Here is a 16587-nt window from a genome sequence, read left to right as displayed (position 1 = left end):
ACTGCCGTGGGCAGAGCCCGCGCTGTACTGCCGTTAGCCGTGCCTGCGTCAGCCACGCCCGTGCAGGCCCGCGCCTGCGTCAGCCACGCCCGTGCAGGCCCGCGCCTGCGTCAGCCACGCCCGTGCAGGCCCGCGCCTGCGTCAGGCGGCCATCGCCAGCCCCTCCCCGGGCACCCGGTGCGGAGCGACCACGCGGCCGTCCGGGCGCAGCTCGCCGGTGTCGTCGAAGACGATCGTGCCGTCGCACAGCAGGCTCCAGCCCTGTTCGGGGCGGGCCGCCACGACGTGCGCGCACGGGGCGTCGGGCCGGGGGCACGAAAGGCGGTGGGTACACATGGCACACCTCCACGTCGGGGGGCCGGCCGAGCGGACCGGCCGTCCTGTGCCACGACCATGCGCCCGCCGCCCGCACCGCCGCCAGGCCCGGTCGGCAGGTGTGACAACACCCGGACAATGCCGGGATCGTTCCACGACCGCCGGCGCGGACTCGCCACCGAAGGGGTGACGATCACACTCCGGGAGCCGCCCGCCCGGTACCAGTGGAAGCCCCACCACCAGGAGGTTTCCATGAACCATTCCCCTCGCCCCACCCTCCGCCGGACCCTGTGCGGCATCCTCGGCGTCGCCGCCGCCGGTGCCGCGCTGCTCCTGCCGGCCGCCGCGTCCGCGGCCCCGCGCCACGCCGCCGACCCGTACGAGGCCGTCACCGTCGACCCGACGGGCCGTATCGCCGCCGACGGCACGGTCACCCTGTCCGGCACCTACCGCTGCCTGGGCAGCGGCCCCGTGTTCGTCAGCTCCTCCGTCGGCCGGCAGACCTCCACCATGAACGTGCGTTACGGCATCGGCAGCACCCGCGCCGTCTGCGACGGGGCCGAGCACCGCTGGGTGAACACCGGCCGGCCCACCCCCGGCTCCCTGGAGCCCGGCACCGCGCGCGTCGAGGCCACGCTCATGGAACTGCGCATCCAGGGCTTGCTGCCGATGCCCCGGTTCCACGCCGCGCGGCAGCAGGACGTCACGCTCGTCGCGGACTGACCGGCGAAGGCCGTCCCGCTCCGCGGGGCGGCCCGTCCCTCCTCGCGCCCCAAGTCTTGACGTGTCCCTGGCGGTATGGCGTCATGGTTGCGCCTCGTGGGAGCGCTCCCACGGGGCTGAAGATCCATCACCCTACTTTCTGCCCCGCTTTCTTGCCTCACTCCTGGAGTCGCAGTGAGAAGCACAAGAAGCACGACACGCAACCATCCCCTGTCCCTGTGGATCACCGCCCTGGCCACGCTCCTCGGCCTGCTCGCGCTGGCCCCGACCCCCGCCCACGCCGCCCCGCCGGCCGGGGCCGCCGCCGCGACCGGCCTGCACATCAGCGACGGCCGCCTCGTCGAGGGCAACGGCAACGACTTCGTCATGCGCGGCGTCAACCACGCCCACACCTGGTATCCCGGCCAGACCCGGTCGCTCGCCGACATCAAGGCGCTCGGCGCCAACACCGTCCGGGTCGTCCTCTCCGACGGCTACCGCTGGACCCGCAACACCCCCGAGGACGTCGCGGCCGTCATCGCCGACTGCAAGGCCAACCGCCTGATCTGCGTCCTGGAGGTGCACGACACCACCGGATACGGCGAGGACTCCGCCGCCGGCACCCTCGACCACGCCGCCGACTACTGGATCAGCCTGAAGGACGTCCTGGCCGGCCAGGAGAACTACGTCATCGTCGACATCGGCAACGAGCCCTGGGGCAACACGAACCCGGCCGGCTGGACCGACCCCACCATCGCCGCGATCAAGAAGCTGCGGGCGGCCGGCCTCCAGCACACGCTGATGGTGGACGCGCCGAACTGGGGCCAGGACTCGCAGGGCGTGATGCGGACCAACGCACGGTCCGTCTACTCCGCCGACCCCACCGGCAACCTGCTCTTCTCCATCCACATGTACAGCGTCTACAACACGGCGCAAAAGATCACCGACTACCTCAACGCCTTCGTCACCGCGAAACTCCCGCTGGTCATCGGCGAGTTCGGCGGCCCCGCCGACCAGTGGGGCGACCCGGACGAGGACACCATGATGGCCGCCGCCCAGCAGCTCCGCCTCGGCTACCTGGCCTGGTCCTGGAGCGGGAACACCGACCCGATCCTCGACCTCGCGACCGGCTTCGACCCGGCCCGGCTCAGCTCCTGGGGCGAGCGCGTCTTCCACGGCGCCAACGGCATCGCCCAGACCGCCCGCGAGGCCACGGTGTTCGCCGGTACCGGCACCGACACCCAGGCCCCCACCGCCCCCGGCACCCCCACCGCCTCCGCCGTGTCGTCCTCCTCGCTCACTCTGAGCTGGCCCGCGGCGTCGGACAACGTTGCCGTGACCCGCTACGACGTGGTGCGCGTCAGCGGCACCACCGAGACCGCGGTCGCCTCCAGCACCACCACCGGGGTGACCGTCACGGGCCTGACGCCCGAGACGGCGTACACCTTCGCCGTGTACGCCCGGGACGCGGCCGGCAACCGCTCGGCGCGCTCGGCGACGGTCACCGTGACCACCGCCAAGGACACCGGCACCCCGGGCACCGGCTGCTCCGTCGCCTACCGCGTGGCGGGCGAGTGGCCCGGCGGCTTCCAGGGCGAGATCACCGTCCGCAACACCGGAACGACCGCCGTGAACGGCTGGACGCTGGCCTTCACCTTCCCCAGCGGCCAGACCGTCACGAACATGTGGGGCGGCACCCCGACCCAGACCGGCGCCGCGGTGACCGTCGCCTCCGCTTCCTACACCGCCGCGATCCCCGCGGCGGGCTCGGTCTCGGTCGGCTTCACCGGCACCAAGGGCACGGCCAACACCGCACCGACGTCCTTCACCCTCAACGGCAGGACCTGCACGACCGCCTGACCCGCACCCAGGGGCGGGACGCGGCCACCCGTGTCCCGCCCCGCACGGTCCCCTGACCGCCTCAGACCACGCCCGGCGGATAGCCGTAGTGCGGCCCGCCCCGGACGAGGGCGCGCCAGCACTCGTCCCGCCCCGACCGGTCCGGGACGATCTCGATCCGCAGCTCCCGCCCGGCCTCCAGCGTCAGCGAACCCCCCGGCCCCAGGACGACGTTCCCCACCACCGGACCGGCGCCGCCGAGGACCCGGTTCAGGTCCGCCGCCCGTTCGTCGTACATCGTCGCGAAGGCGTCGAACGCCCCCTCGCCCGCCAGCCCGTCCCGTACGTACCGCAGATCGCCCGACCCCAGCATCACCCGGTCGCCGTGCACGACCCGGAACGGACACTGGACGTGCACCGCGACGTCCTCACCGCCCGCACCCGCCAGCGCGAGGACCCCCATGTCCGCGGCCCGCCCGACGGAACACAGCCGCGCCCCGCGCAGCAACCGCCGCACGCTCTCGGCCTCGGCGTCAGCCAGCACTCCACAACCTCTCGACTCGCGCGCCCGTCGTCCCGGTGACCGCGTGGCGCGGCGTCGAGCGTAGTCGCCGGGCCCCCTGCCCGGTCATCGCATTTACGCGCTGCGGGCTGCGGGCTGCGGGCTGGGGGCTGCGGGCGGGGTCCGGCGGGCCGGCTGATCCGCGACGGGCAAGCCGCTGGGGGACCGCCCGGGGCGTCTCTCGCCGTGCGTGCAGGGCTGGGCCCGCGCCGGGTCATCGCCGTGCGTGTAGGCCGGTCCCCTAGGTGGCACTCGCCAGGCGCGGGCCGCCCGATCCGACCGTGCGGCCCGACCAGGCCGGGCGTGGCGCCCGGGGGAGGGCGGTGACGAGGTGAGCGGGAGCAGGGATCCAGGCGGGCGGGGCGGCGCATGAGACGGGGCAAGCAGTACGCCGTGGCCGCCTCAGGGCAGTGGTCCGAGGAGGAGGACGGCGGCCGGCGCAGGTTGCCCGCCGGCGAGGTGCACGCCTGGGAGCCGGGCCGGAACGAGACCGTGTGCGGGCTGTCCCTCAGCCGCTCGCAGCTCGTGCGCTTCCCGCACATCGGCTGGGCCGACACCTTCCCGGAGTCCGGCGGCGCGGCCGACCGGGTGCAGCGGGTGTGCCCTCGCTGTGCCTCCGTGGCCGGACGCCGCGGCAGCGACGCACGCCCGCGCTGGCAGCGCGTACGCCCCCGCCCGTGAGCTGACGGCACAGGCGGACTTTTCCCGGGGGCGGCGGCGCAGGCGAGGGTTTTCCCGGGGACCGCGGGTCAGGGCGTGGTGCTCTGGTCGAGGACGAGGCGGACGACCGCACGCGGGCCGCCCGCGGTGAGGGCGGCACGCTGCCGGTCCGCGCCGGTGCCGCTCTGCAGGAGCCGGTGGACCAGCGCCGTGACCTGCCGGTTGTCGCCGGACGCGTCGAGCGCGGGAGCGACATGGCTGAGCAGCTCGTACAGCATCTCGCCGGCCCGGCGCTGCCGGCCTGCGGGGTCGATCAGGGTGCTGCTGAGTCCGTGGCGGGCGGCGTGCCACATGGCCGCCTGCAGCAGTTCCTGGTCGCAGTCGAGCGCCGGAGCACCGGCGGCGGCCTCGGCGAGCGCGGTCTCCACCAGGGCCCGGACGAGGCCCGTGAGCATCACCGCGTCGTCCGCGCGCAGCTGCACGTCCAGGCACCGCACCTCGATGGTGGGGTACCGGGCCGAGAGCCGGGCCTGCCAGTACAGCTGCCCGGTGTCCGAGATCAGACCGCTGTCCAGCAGTTGCTGCACGCGCCGGTCGTGGTCGGCGATGTCCGCGAAGCGCGGGGGCATGCCGCTGACCGGCCAGCGGCTGAAGATCACGGTGCGCCAGCTGGCGAAGCCGGTGTCGTGGCCGTCCCACAGCGGAGAGTTCGCGGACAGGGCGGTGAGGACCGGCAGCCACACCCGGATCCGGTTCAGGACCCGCACGCCGCTCTCCCGGCTGGGCACGCCGACGTGCACGTGCATGCCGTTGACCAGCTGCTCGGCCACGAGCTGGGGCGCCTGGGCGAGCATGGTCCGGTACCGGGCCTGGTCGGTGACCGCCACGGGGTGGCCGTGGCGCAGCGGGGGCGTGGCGCAGGCGGCGATCCGGCAGCCGTGCGCCTCGGCGGCCGCTCCGACGGCGTGCCGCAGCCGGAGCAGATGCCCGCCGACCTCCTCCAGCGTGCTGCACACCGGAGTGGCGACCTCCACCTGGGCCTGCAGCAGCTCGAAATGCACCTCCTGGTCGGCCACGAGACGCCCCAGGCCGGCCGCGGCCCGCACCTTGTCCGCGAGGGGTACCGGCAGACCCGTGACCGGGTCGAGCAGCAGGTACTCCTCTTCGACACCGATCGTCGTCATCGATCGCCCTCTGTTCGGCGCACGGCAGGGACTCATCGGAGATATCCGCCAGTATGCCCCCATGCGCCCGGATAGGTCGGCTCGGCGGATGTGGTGATCTGCTCGAACGTATTTTTGAAAATGCTAGGTGCTTCTGTTCACCGGTAGTCATGCCCCCTGGTTTGGTTGGATGGCACAGCCAGGTGTTTCTGGCGTGCGCAGGCTGTGCGTGAACGAGGGGGGACAGCCATGACATCGACGTGGAATGCCGCTGAGGGAGACGGGTTCCGGGCGGCCGTGCACGCCCTGACCCGGCGGCGAGTCGAGATCTACAGAGATGCCGGCAGGACATGGCGGTTCGCCGAGAGCCTGAAGTCCGTCAGCGAGGACACCGCCCAGGAGTACGAGGGCCGCACGATCCTTGAACTCGTTCAGAACGGTCATGACGCGCTCGGGCAGGCCGCCCCGGGAAGGATCGCCGTCCTGGCGGTCGCCCGGGAGTACGGCGGCGTCCTCTACGTCGCCAACGAGGGGGCGGTGTTCACCGAGCAGAACTTCCGCGCCATCACGGAGCTGGCCTTGTCGAGCAAGGCGGCGGGTGAGGGGATCGGCAACAAGGGCCTCGGTTTCCGCAGTGTGCTGCAACTGACGGACTGGCCGGAGATCTACTCGAAGTCCTTACCCGACTCCGGGACGTTCGACGGCTATTGCTTCCGCTTCGCCAGGCCCGAGGACGTGCGCGCCCTGGTGGACGACCCGGCGCTCGCGGCCCGGGTGATCGAGGACATCTCCCCGTTGGCACTACCGGTACCGGCCGACGTCACCGACCCCGTGCTCAAGGAACTCGCCGAGGACGGCTACTCAACGGTTGTCCGGCTGCCCTTGCGCGACCGGCACGCTTGGGGCCTCGCTGTGGCGCAGGCGGAAGACATGGTGAACGGCGAGGCGCCCCTCCTGCTCTTCCTCGACCGAGTGGCCGAACTCCTCGTCGAGGTGCGCGACGGCTCCGACACCGGCTTCCGAAAAGTCCTCTCGCGTACCGAGTGCGCATCGGACCTGGTCACCGCGGCCGAGAACGACTGGGTACGGGAGGTCGACCTGGCCGGGACGGGCCGCTATCTGCTGGCGCGCCGCACCCTCGACGCGGAGGCTCTGAGCGCGGCGGTCAGCCGCAGTGTCCGGGCGCGCGAGATCGACGCGTCCTGGGAGAGCTGGAACGCGGAGGCATGGGTGGCGGTCGCGCTGCGGCTGGACGAGCCGCTCACCCACGGGCGCATGTACACCTTCCTGCCGATGGCCGAAGGCGTCCACGCCCCGTTCCCCGGTCACGCCCACGCCCCGTTCTTCACCAAGCTGGCCCGCCTCGACATCAGCGAAACGGTGGCTCTGAACTCCTTCCTCCTCGACCAGATCGCCATGCTGACGGTGGAACTGGGCAAACGCATCCGCTCGCAGACCCCGCGCCCGCGCGCCGCGGACCTGGTACTCGACCTCATGTGCTGGGACGTTCCCGACCGGCTGAACGCCGCCATGGACGGGAAGCTCGCCGCCGAATCGATCGTGCCCCTGCACGGCCGGGAGGCATGGGGCTCGCTGCAGGACTCCTACGGCTGGCGGCCCGACGGCAAGCGCTCCTGGCGTGTTCTCACCACCGAGGCACTCACGAGCGCTGGAGCCGACCTGCTGACCCCGTCCGTCGGCCCGGTCCGCCACGCGCGGCTGGACAAACTGTGCCGAGCCGTTCTCTCCAGACCTTTCCGCCCGCCGGCGCTGCTCACCGCCGAGTGGGCCGAGACCGTGGCCCAGTCACTGGTCGCCGGTACGGAACCGGCGGGGCAGGTATGGGCGGACTTCTACAGCGACCTGTCCCATGCGTTTGCCCGGGACCAGGGCGTCCTGCGGGGCCGGCGCATCATCCTCACCCAGGACATGCGGCTGAGAAGCGCCCTCGGCAGCCGGGCCGGGGCCGGCAGGCAGGACGCGACCGTCTTCTTCCACCCCGAGGCCGACGACATCGCGGACGGCGATGCCGTCACCCGCGTCCCGGGCGACCTCAAGGCACTCCGGCGCCGTATCTCCTTCACTCACCCGGCGATCGCCTGGGACATGGCCGGACGCGGCTTCCTCGAGCGCAACGAACTGGTGCGTCCCTACCAACTGGACCGCGTCTTCGACGCGCTGAACGACCTGCTTTCCGACCATCCTTCGGAGGCGCTCAGCCGCGACGCCCTCACCTTCGCCTTCCGGCAGTACCCCCTGCTCACCCAGGCCCAGCGTCGTCGGCTGGCCCGTATCCCCTTCCGGTTGCCGCTGGCCGGCACCGGCCGGTGGGGCAGAGCCGCACACTGCTCCTTCTCGCCCGCCTGGGGCACCGAGGGGGCGCTGCGGCTGGAGCGGTTCCTCGCCGAAGGGGGATCCCGGATCCCGGCCCTGGCCGCACAGCGGGACCAGTGGATCAGCGCCCCCGACGACTGGCCCGCGCAGATCCGGAACCGGGTGGCCTACACCGAGTTCCTGGAGGCCCTCGGCGTGTGCGACGGCCTGAGGCCGGGAGCCGTCGGGGAACGCCTCGGTGCCTGCCAAGGCTATGAACTGGCGCCCCCGCGCCTCGCCGTGCGGCTCGGACTGGACGATGCTCTTGCCGAAGCCTGGTCCGCCGACGTCAGGAGCGGGTGGACCAAGTTCGCACACCCCTACACGCCGTACGAGTTCACGAAGCCTCCGGCCCACCTGGCCGGAGCGACCGAGGTTGCCGGGCTCGGCTCCACCGCTCGGCGCGAGTTCGCCGAACTGCTGATGCACGGGCTCCGCACCTGGGGCGAGGAGGTTCTCGCCGTCACGGTGCACAGGCCCACGTACCCCTTCAAGGACGCCCATATCTGGCCCACCCCGCTGGCCTCCTATCTGCGCACCATGGCCTGGCTCCCCGTGGAGGACCCGGACGGCCCGTCCTTCGTCGAGCCCCGTCGGGCCTGGTTCAGCACCGACGGTGAGCTACCGGCCTTCGTGCCCGCGCTGCCCCTGTCGACGCGGCGCCTGCTCAGTGACGCAGGCATCGTCGAGCGGCTGCTCCGGCTCGGTCTCCGCAGGTGGGACGATCCGCAGCACGCCGGGGCGGCGGTGAAACAGCTCGCTGACGTGCTCGACAAGGGCGAGGTGCCCGAGTACCTCAGCGTCTCCTTCAAACGGCACTGCGAGCGGGCGTGGTCGAACATCGCAAGGACAGGCCGGTGGCCCTGGGCACCGGGTGAGGAAGTCCGTCTCGTGGTCAGCCGATCCCACATGCTCGGCACCTTCACATCGTCGGCCGACGAAGCACCGGTCATCGTCTGCGACGAGACGGACCCCCTGAAAGAGGCGCTCATCGAGCCGGCGGGACATCCCGTCCTCATCGCCCCGGCGGAGTCCGGTGACGCCGTCGTCCGCCTGGCCGAGGCGAACGGACTGAGGGCGCAGCGCACGTCGGCCACCCACGTGCAGGTACGTCATCGCGACGGAGCTCTCATCACACCGTCGGGACAGGCGGCGGTGTTCATCAGAGGGCGTGAGTGGCTGGTCACCGTGGTCGCGCTCGCCATGGAGCTCAAGTCCGGGGCATTCGTGCGCCGCAGCGAGCGCGGTCTTCGTGCCGCGCTCGAACGGCTCCGTGCCCTCCGCGTCGTGCACACCGACGACGTGGAGATCACTGTCTCCGGGACGCCGGCGGAACCGCCGTCGTCGACGCGTGCCCTGCCGCTGCCGGACGACGAACACCCCACGGTGGTCGTGTGGAGGAGCGAGCAGGGCTGGGACGAGCTGCAGGCGGCGACGCCCGCCGTCGCGCAGCTGCTGGGCAGGCCGTGGCTGCAGGACGCGTTGGAACTGGTCCTGGTCAAACTCGAGCGGAGCTTCGGCGGCACCAGCCCGGCACTTGTCGACGACAGCGTCCTCGCCGCCGCACTGGACACGACCGAGGCCAAGGTCAGCGAGATCCGGCGCAACCTGACCGGTGACGTGCAGGACACGGTGAGACTGCTGCGCCCGGTACTGGCGTGCCTGGCCGCCGACGCCTGGAACGAGGAGGCCGCTCACCTCCTCGGCCGTGCGGCCGGCGAGCGCGAACTCGCCGGGATCCTGGATCGAATCGCCCCCGACCTGCCGCTGCCGGCGGCGGAGCTGGTGGCCCTGGCCCGCTCCTGTACACAACCGGCGGAGCTGAGGGACGAACTGGGGCTCGACTTCCAGCAGTTCAACGCCGCACTGGCCGCCCTCGGCCCCGGATACGCCCCGGACCACCACCCTGACCGGCACGAACAGGTCTTCGGCGACTTCGTGCGCGCCCGTGCCGGGATCCTCCTCGACCGACTCCGCGAGCGATACGCTGCCGCCGCACGGCAGGGCGAGGACATCTCCGGCTACGCAGCGGCCCGCGGTCTCCACGATCTCCAGCCGGACCCGGACTGGCTTCCCCGCTTCATCACCCCGCCCGAAGAGGAGATGCGCGACAGAGTGCGGGAATGGCTCCGGGCGCATGGAGCCGACGATGACCTCGAACGGGCCACCGAACTGGATTCCGTCGACCGGCTCCGCGCACGCAACACGGCCGCACTCGACGCGCTCGTCCCGGCGCTGACCCCCCTGGTGACCGCTTGGTGCCGACGTCACGGCGTCCAGGTGCCCGCCGGATGGCACGGAGCGGTGCTGTTGGAATGCAGGAGCCACATCGACGGGACCGGGCTGGGCGACCTGCTGCCGCTGAGCGAGCAACAGCTGCTCGACGCGGTGGAACGGGCCGTGGGATGGCCCGACGGAATGCCGCACGATACGGACCCCGCGGCCCTGGGCCTTACCGACAAGGACTTCGCGCAGACGGCGCCACGGACCCCGGGCTCCGGCGGTTCCACGACCGTCGCCCCGCGCACGATCATCATCGGGGACGCCGAGGTCAGGGTCGGCAGCGACCAGCTTTCCACCATCGCGGACATCGCCTCGAAGACCATCGACGAGGCCTTTCTCGCCCAGTCGGGCAGAGTGCGCCTGGACACCGTGGCCGGGGTGCCCCGGCCACGAAGCGGAGGAAGTTCCGCCGCCAAGTCGCGCATCGTCGTCGCGAAGACGAAGCCGACCACCGAGGACCAGCGGTCTGCCATCGGCCTCGTCGGGGAGGTGGCCGCGCGCGCCTGGCTCCAGCGCCACTACCCCGACGTGCGGTGGGTCTCGGGCTACGCGGCCGTGGTCAACGGCGACAACGAGGCGTCCGACTCCCTGGGCTACGACTTCGAGGTCACCTGGCGTGGCACCACCCGCCTGTACGAGGTGAAGGCGTCGAGCGACCCGGCCGCCGATCGGGTGGAGTTCGAGCTGGGACCGTCCGAGGTGGACGAGGCCCGCCGCCACGCCCGCGGCAACCGCTACCGCATCCTGCTGATCACCTCGGCCCTCGTCCCGGAGGAACGCCGCGTCTTCGACCTGCCGAATCCGTTCTCGGCGCCGGGGCGCGACCGCTTCAGGACGGTCAGCAGGGGGGTGCGCTATCAGTGCTCGCCCTTGGGAAGGGAGCGACCCTCCGGCTTGCACTGATGCAGGACGCCGCCGCACCCTTCCCGACCGACATTCGTGCAGGTCACATAGGGTGCGGCGGCAGCCGTTGGTCAGATGTCCCGGAAGATCTCGATCTGCGCCCCGATCGAGTTGAGCCGCTCCGCGAGGTCCTCGTACCCGCGGTTGATGACGTACACGTTGCGGAGCACCGACGTGCCCTCGGCCGCCATCATCGCCAGCAGGACGACCACCGCCGGGCGCAGGGCCGGCGGGCACATCATCTCGGCGGCGCGCCAGCGGGTCGGGCCCTCGACCAGGACGCGGTGCGGGTCGAGGAGCTGGAGGCGGCCGCCGAGGCGGTTGAGGTCGGTCAGGTAGATGGCCCGGTTGTCGTAGACCCAGTCGTGGATGAGGGTCTTGCCCTGGGCGGTGGCCGCGATCGCCGCGAAGAACGGGACGTTGTCGATGTTCAGGCCCGGGAAGGGCATCGGGTGGATCTTGTCGATCGGGGCTTCGAGCTTGGACGGGCGGACCGTCAGGTCGACCAGGCGGGTACGGCCGTTGTCGGCGAAGTACTCCGGGGTGCGGTCGTGGTCGAGGCCCATCTCCTCCAGGACCGCCAGTTCGATCTCCAGGAACTCGATCGGCACCCGGCGCACCGTCAGCTCCGACTCCGTCACCACGGCCGCGGCCAGCAGGCTCATCGCCTCGACCGGGTCCTCGGAGGGGGAGTAGTCGACGTCCACGTCGATGTCCGGCACGCCGTGCACGGTGAGCGTGGTCGTGCCGATGCCCTCCACCCGTACGCCGAGCGCCTCCAGGAAGAAGCACAGGTCCTGGACCATGTAGTTGGAGGAGGCGTTGCGGATGACGGTCACGCCGTCGTGGCGGGCCGCGGCGAGCAGCGCGTTCTCGGTCACCGTGTCGCCGCGCTCGGTCAGCACGATCGGGCGGTCCGGGCGCACGGAACGGTCGACCTGGGCGTGGTACTGACCCTCCGTCGCCGCGATGTCCAGCCCGAAGCGGCGCAGCGCGATCATGTGCGGCTCGATGGTGCGGGTGCCGAGGTCGCAGCCACCGGCGTACGGCAGCTTGAAGCGGTCCATACGGTGCAGCAGCGGGCCGAAGAACATGATGATGGAGCGCGTGCGCACGGCCGCGTCGGCGTCGATCGCGCCCATGTCCAGCTCGGCCGGCGGCACGATCTCCAGGTCGACGCCGTCGTTGATCCAACGGGTGCGCACACCGATGGAGTTGAGGACCTCCAGGAGGCGGTACACCTCCTCGATGCGGGCCACCCGGCGCAGCACCGTGCGGCCCTTGTTGAGCAGCGAGGCGCACAGCAGGGCCACGCACGCGTTCTTGCTCGTCTTGACGTCGATGGCACCGGACAGGCGGCGTCCGCCGACGACCCGCAGGTGCATCGGGCCCGCGTAGCCCAGTGAGACGATTTCGCTGTCCAGGGCTTCACCGATTCGAGCGATCATCTCAAGGCTGATGTTTTGATTGCCGCGCTCGATGCGGTTGACGGCGCTCTGGCTGGTTCCGAGCGCCTCGGCGAGTTGCGCCTGCGTCCAGCCACGGTGCTGGCGGGCGTCGCGGATGAGCTTGCCGATGCGTACGAGGTAGTCGTCTGACATGAGACTGAGGTTATCTCAGATATGAGATGGCGCCTGCCGGGGGGTCCGTTCGGGTGATGCACGCGAGTGACGCCCATGACGGCCCGTCAGTGCCGTTGGACGGTACGGGTGCCCCGGTGCGCCGAAAGATACCGGCAAATCGCCCATGTCCTGATCCCGTCGGCCGCGCTTCCGTTGGGCACCGGGAACCCCGTTCGGCTCGTTCCCCTCTCCTCGTCCGAAAGGGGGACCCACATGGACATCCAGATGCGGCGCCTCGCCGTCGCCGTGGCGCTCGTCTGCTGTGCGCTGACCTCGTGCGGTACGCAGCGCGCGGGCGAGCCGGCGTCGGCAGGCCCGCCGGCCTCACCGCGCCCGTCCGCGTCCGACGCGCCCTGCGACGTACAGACACCGGAGAACACCGACGAGGACACGGGCCCGTACACCGGCCCGGATACGGACGAGGACGCAGGCACCTATACCGGCCCGGACACGGACGAGGACCCGGGCACCTATACCGGCCCGGACACCGACGAGGACCCGGGCACCTACACCGGCCCGGACACCGACGAGGACGCGACCGGCACCGGCCTGCCCGACACCACCTCCGAGGACCAGGGTGGCCGGACCCCGGTCGACACCGAGGAGGACGCCGACCTGTCCGACCGCTGGTACTCGATGACCGGCGACTTCCGCGCGTACCTGGACGCGAGCGCCTCGAAGGAGGACCGGGCCCTCGCCGCCCGGCTGGAGAGCGTCAGCGTCTGCACGACCCGGGGCGGCGCCCGCACCCTGGCCCGCGTACGCGCTTCCTTCGAGGTGGACGACTCGGACGCCCTGGACCGCACCGCGGCGGTGTTCGCCCACTGGCGCCACTCGGTGTACGGCGACCACGGCCATGTGGAGGTCCTGGCCCCCGCGAAGATGACCGCGGAGAAGGACTGGTGACCGACAGGCCCGCGACCGGCGGGCGGACCGGTCCGCGCCGGGCTCGGCGCCGGGTCGCGCCAAGCTCGGCGCCGGGTCGGGCATGACCAGGCGCCGCCCATGTATTACTGTTATCTCGACATCGAGATATCTGCCGAGGCGCACCGTAGCCGCTACTCCAGTAAGGCGACCCTAACTTAGCCTGACCTTACCGGAACGGCCAAGCCGGCGTGGCGGCACGATTGACGGTGGTACGCGCACATCAATGAAGGAGACTGTCGTGTCGGCGAACAGCTTCGACGCCCGCAGCACGCTGCAGGTGGGCGACGAGTCGTACGAGATCTTCCGGCTGGACAAGGTCGAGGGCTCCGCGCGCCTTCCCTACAGCCTGAAGGTGCTGCTGGAGAACCTCCTCCGCACCGAGGACGGCGCGAACATCACCGCCGACCACATCCGGGCGCTCGGCAACTGGGACTCCCAGGCCCAGCCGTCGCAGGAGATCCAGTTCACGCCGGCCCGCGTCATCATGCAGGACTTCACCGGCGTGCCCTGTGTCGTCGACCTCGCCACCATGCGTGAGGCCGTCAAGGAGCTGGGCGGCGACCCGTCCAAGATCAACCCGCTGGCGCCGGCCGAGCTGGTCATCGACCACTCCGTCATCGCCGACAAGTTCGGCACCAACGACGCGTTCAAGCAGAACGTCGAGCTGGAGTACGGCCGCAACAAGGAGCGCTACCAGTTCCTGCGCTGGGGCCAGACCGCCTTCGACGAGTTCAAGGTCGTCCCGCCCGGCACCGGCATCGTCCACCAGGTGAACATCGAGCACCTGGCCCGTGTCGTCATGGTCCGCGAGGGCAAGGCGTACCCCGACACCCTGGTCGGCACCGACTCGCACACCACCATGGTCAACGGCCTCGGCGTCCTCGGCTGGGGCGTCGGCGGCATCGAGGCCGAGGCCGCCATGCTCGGCCAGCCGGTCTCCATGCTGATCCCGCGCGTCGTCGGCTTCAAGCTCACCGGCGAGCTGCCCACCGGCACCACCGCCACCGACCTGGTGCTCACCATCACCGAGATGCTGCGCAAGCACGGCGTCGTCGGCAAGTTCGTCGAGTTCTACGGCGAGGGCGTCGCCGCCACCTCCCTGGCCAACCGCGCCACCATCGGCAACATGTCGCCGGAGTTCGGCTCCACCGCCGCGATCTTCCCGATCGACGACGAGACCCTGAACTACCTGCGCCTGACCGGCCGCTCCGAGCAGCAGGTCGCGCTCGTCGAGGCGTACGCCAAGACGCAGGGCCTGTGGCTGGACCCGAAGGCCGAGCCCGACTTCTCCGAGAAGCTGGAGCTGGACCTCTCCACCGTCGTCCCGTCGATCGCCGGCCCGAAGCGCCCGCAGGACCGCATCGTCCTCGCCGAGGCCGCCGAGCAGTTCGCCAAGGACGTCCTCAACTACGTCGAGGCCCCCGTCGCCCAGACGCCGGCCGCCGCCACCTCGCCGGTCGACGAGGCCAGCGCCGAGTCCTTCCCGGCCTCCGACGCCCCGGCCTACGGCCACGAGGAGAACGGCGCGGGCGCCCCGCAGCACGGCCAGGGCACCGGCGCCGTACCGTCCAACCCGGTCACCGTGACCGCCCCCGACGGCTCGTCGTACGAGATCGACCACGGTGCGGTGACGGTCGCGGCCATCACCTCCTGCACCAACACCTCCAACCCGTACGTCATGGTCGCCGCCGCGCTCGTGGCGAAGAAGGCCGTCGAGAAGGGCCTGACCCGCAAGCCGTGGGTCAAGTCCACCCTCGCCCCGGGCTCCAAGGTCGTCACCGACTACTTCGACAAGGCCGGCCTGACCCCGTACCTGGACAAGCTCGGCTTCAACCTCGTCGGTTACGGCTGCACCACCTGCATCGGCAACTCCGGCCCGCTGCCGGAGGAGGTCTCCAAGGCGGTCAACGACCACGACCTCGCCGTCACCTCGGTCCTGTCCGGCAACCGCAACTTCGAGGGCCGGATCAACCCCGACGTCAAGATGAACTACCTGGCGTCCCCGCCGCTGGTCGTCGCCTACGCGATCGCGGGCTCCATGAAGGTGGACATCACCAAGGACGCCCTCGGCACCGACCAGGACGGCAACCCGGTCTACCTGAAGGACATCTGGCCCTCCGAGGCCGAGGTGAACGACGTCGTCGCCAACGCCATCGGCGAGGACATGTTCTCCAAGTCCTACAGCGACGTCTTCGCGGGCGACGCCCAGTGGCAGTCCCTCCCGGTCCCGACCGGCGACACCTTCGAGTGGGACCCGCAGTCGACCTACGTCCGCAAGCCCCCGTACTTCGAGGGCATGACGATGGAGACCACCCCGGTCTCCGACATCACCGGCGCCCGCGTGCTGGCCAAGCTGGGCGACTCGGTCACCACCGACCACATCTCCCCGGCCGGTGCGATCAAGGCCGACACCCCGGCCGGCCAGTACCTCACCGAGCACGGTGTGGAGCGTCGTGACTTCAACTCCTACGGCTCGCGCCGGGGCAACCACGAGGTCATGATCCGCGGTACGTTCGCCAACATCCGCCTGCGCAACCAGATCGCGCCGGGCACCGAGGGCGGCTACACGCGTGACTTCACGCAGGACGGCGGCCCGGTCTCCTTCATCTACGACGCCTCGCAGAACTACCAGGCCGCCGGCATCCCGCTGGTCGTCCTGGCCGGCAAGGAGTACGGCTCCGGCTCGTCCCGCGACTGGGCGGCCAAGGGCACCGCGCTCCTCGGCGTCAAGGCCGTCATCGCCGAGTCCTACGAGCGCATCCACCGCTCCAACCTGATCGGCGTGGGCGTCCTGCCGCTGCAGTTCCCCGAGGGCCAGTCCGCCGAGGCGCTCGGCCTGACCGGCGAGGAGACCTTCTCCATCACCGGCGTCGAGGAGCTGAACAACGGCACCACCCCGCGCACGGTGAAGGTCACCACCGACACGGGCGTCGAGTTCGACGCGGTCGTCCGCATCGACACCCCCGGTGAGGCCGACTACTACCGCAACGGCGGCATCATGCAGTACGTGCTGCGCAGCCTGATCCGCAAGTAAGCGGTACGGCACGGCGGTTGAGGGCCGCATCCCCGGCGACCGGGGGTGCGGCCCTCGCATCTTTTCGACGCCCGGAGCCCTGTCCAGGGCGTTTACAACCGGGCGCCGGAGCGCTAACTTCCGCCACAGGGCAGGTGGGAGCGCTCCCAGCGGTGGACCGGAACCCGCCGCGCAGCACTCCCGCCTGCCCGTGACGCCCCGGCA

At 71.2% G+C, this 16587-nt stretch carries 10 protein-coding genes; 6 read left to right on the top strand and 4 right to left on the bottom strand.

The features are described from left to right. Nucleotides 1-141: 141 nt before the first annotated feature. Entirely contained in the window at nt 142-336 is a 195-nt protein-coding gene (locus IE308_RS08070) for a DUF5999 family protein (RefSeq protein WP_110631895.1), read from the bottom strand. Between the two features lie 231 nt (nt 337-567). Between IE308_RS08070 and IE308_RS08065 the strand changes: the two genes are divergently transcribed. Further along, a complete protein-coding gene (locus IE308_RS08065; protein WP_190217167.1) occupies nt 568-1038 on the top strand; it encodes a DUF6299 family protein in 471 nt (156 codons plus the stop codon). A 174-nt stretch (nt 1039-1212) separates the two neighbouring features. Continuing rightward, the gene (locus tag IE308_RS08060) at nt 1213-2877 is read left to right on the top strand and encodes a cellulase family glycosylhydrolase (protein ID WP_190217166.1); all 1665 of its coding nucleotides are present in this window, start codon (nt 1213-1215) and stop codon (nt 2875-2877) included. A 61-nt stretch (nt 2878-2938) separates the two neighbouring features. On the opposite strand, the gene IE308_RS08055 is transcribed toward IE308_RS08060, so the two are convergent. Next, nucleotides 2939-3400: a hypothetical protein gene (locus IE308_RS08055; RefSeq protein WP_190217165.1), complete on the bottom strand. Its 462-nt coding sequence runs from the start codon at nt 3398-3400 to the stop codon at nt 2939-2941. Nucleotides 3401-3787: 387 nt separating this feature from the next. Between IE308_RS08055 and IE308_RS08050 the strand changes: the two genes are divergently transcribed. After that, nucleotides 3788-4099 (top strand): hypothetical protein, encoded by a 312-nt coding sequence (locus tag IE308_RS08050; protein WP_110631905.1) that lies wholly within the window; start codon nt 3788-3790, stop codon nt 4097-4099. A gap of 68 nt (nt 4100-4167) precedes the next feature. On the opposite strand, the gene IE308_RS08045 is transcribed toward IE308_RS08050, so the two are convergent. Further along, complete coding sequence (locus IE308_RS08045; protein ID WP_110631909.1) at nt 4168-5262, bottom strand: carboxylate-amine ligase; 1095 nt, start codon at nt 5260-5262, stop codon at nt 4168-4170. Between the two features lie 228 nt (nt 5263-5490). On the opposite strand from IE308_RS08045, the gene IE308_RS08040 reads away from it, so the two are divergent. Further along, complete coding sequence (locus IE308_RS08040) at nt 5491-10800, top strand: sacsin N-terminal ATP-binding-like domain-containing protein (RefSeq protein WP_190217164.1); 5310 nt, start codon at nt 5491-5493, stop codon at nt 10798-10800. 71 nt (nt 10801-10871) lie between these two features. On the opposite strand, the gene IE308_RS08035 is transcribed toward IE308_RS08040, so the two are convergent. Then, nucleotides 10872-12401 carry a helix-turn-helix domain-containing protein gene (locus IE308_RS08035; RefSeq protein ID WP_110631915.1) on the bottom strand — a complete coding sequence of 510 codons (1530 nt, stop codon included), beginning with the start codon at nt 12399-12401 and terminating at the stop codon, nt 10872-10874. A 234-nt stretch (nt 12402-12635) separates the two neighbouring features. Between IE308_RS08035 and IE308_RS08030 the strand changes: the two genes are divergently transcribed. Both IE308_RS08030 and IE308_RS08025 read left to right on the top strand, forming a co-directional pair. Continuing rightward, complete coding sequence (locus IE308_RS08030; RefSeq protein WP_190217163.1) at nt 12636-13328, top strand: hypothetical protein; 693 nt, start codon at nt 12636-12638, stop codon at nt 13326-13328. A gap of 259 nt (nt 13329-13587) precedes the next feature. Continuing rightward, nucleotides 13588-16383 (top strand): aconitate hydratase, encoded by a 2796-nt coding sequence (locus IE308_RS08025; protein WP_308440083.1) that lies wholly within the window; start codon nt 13588-13590, stop codon nt 16381-16383. The last annotated feature ends 204 nt before the right edge of the window (nt 16384-16587 follow it).

It is taken from the genome of Streptomyces griseosporeus (genome assembly GCF_014656055.1).
In the GTDB taxonomy this organism is placed as follows: domain Bacteria; phylum Actinomycetota; class Actinomycetes; order Streptomycetales; family Streptomycetaceae; genus Streptomyces; species Streptomyces griseosporeus.
The sequence above is the reverse complement of the archived record's forward strand: the minus strand, read 5'-3'. Positions and strand labels throughout refer to the sequence as shown.

Excerpts from the sequence above, each read along its gene's own strand:
- IE308_RS08070 (WP_110631895.1), bottom strand. The coding sequence starts at position 336 with ATGTGTACCCACCGCCTTTCGTGCCCCCGGCCCGACGCCCCGTGCGCG.
- IE308_RS08065 (WP_190217167.1), top strand. The coding sequence starts at position 568 with ATGAACCATTCCCCTCGCCCCACCCTCCGCCGGACCCTGTGCGGCATC.
- IE308_RS08050 (WP_110631905.1), top strand. The coding sequence starts at position 3,788 with ATGAGACGGGGCAAGCAGTACGCCGTGGCCGCCTCAGGGCAGTGGTCC.
- IE308_RS08045 (WP_110631909.1), bottom strand. The coding sequence starts at position 5,262 with ATGACGACGATCGGTGTCGAAGAGGAGTACCTGCTGCTCGACCCGGTC.
- IE308_RS08040 (WP_190217164.1), top strand. The coding sequence starts at position 5,491 with ATGACATCGACGTGGAATGCCGCTGAGGGAGACGGGTTCCGGGCGGCC.
- IE308_RS08035 (WP_110631915.1), bottom strand. The coding sequence starts at position 12,401 with ATGTCAGACGACTACCTCGTACGCATCGGCAAGCTCATCCGCGACGCC.
- IE308_RS08030 (WP_190217163.1), top strand. The coding sequence starts at position 12,636 with ATGGACATCCAGATGCGGCGCCTCGCCGTCGCCGTGGCGCTCGTCTGC.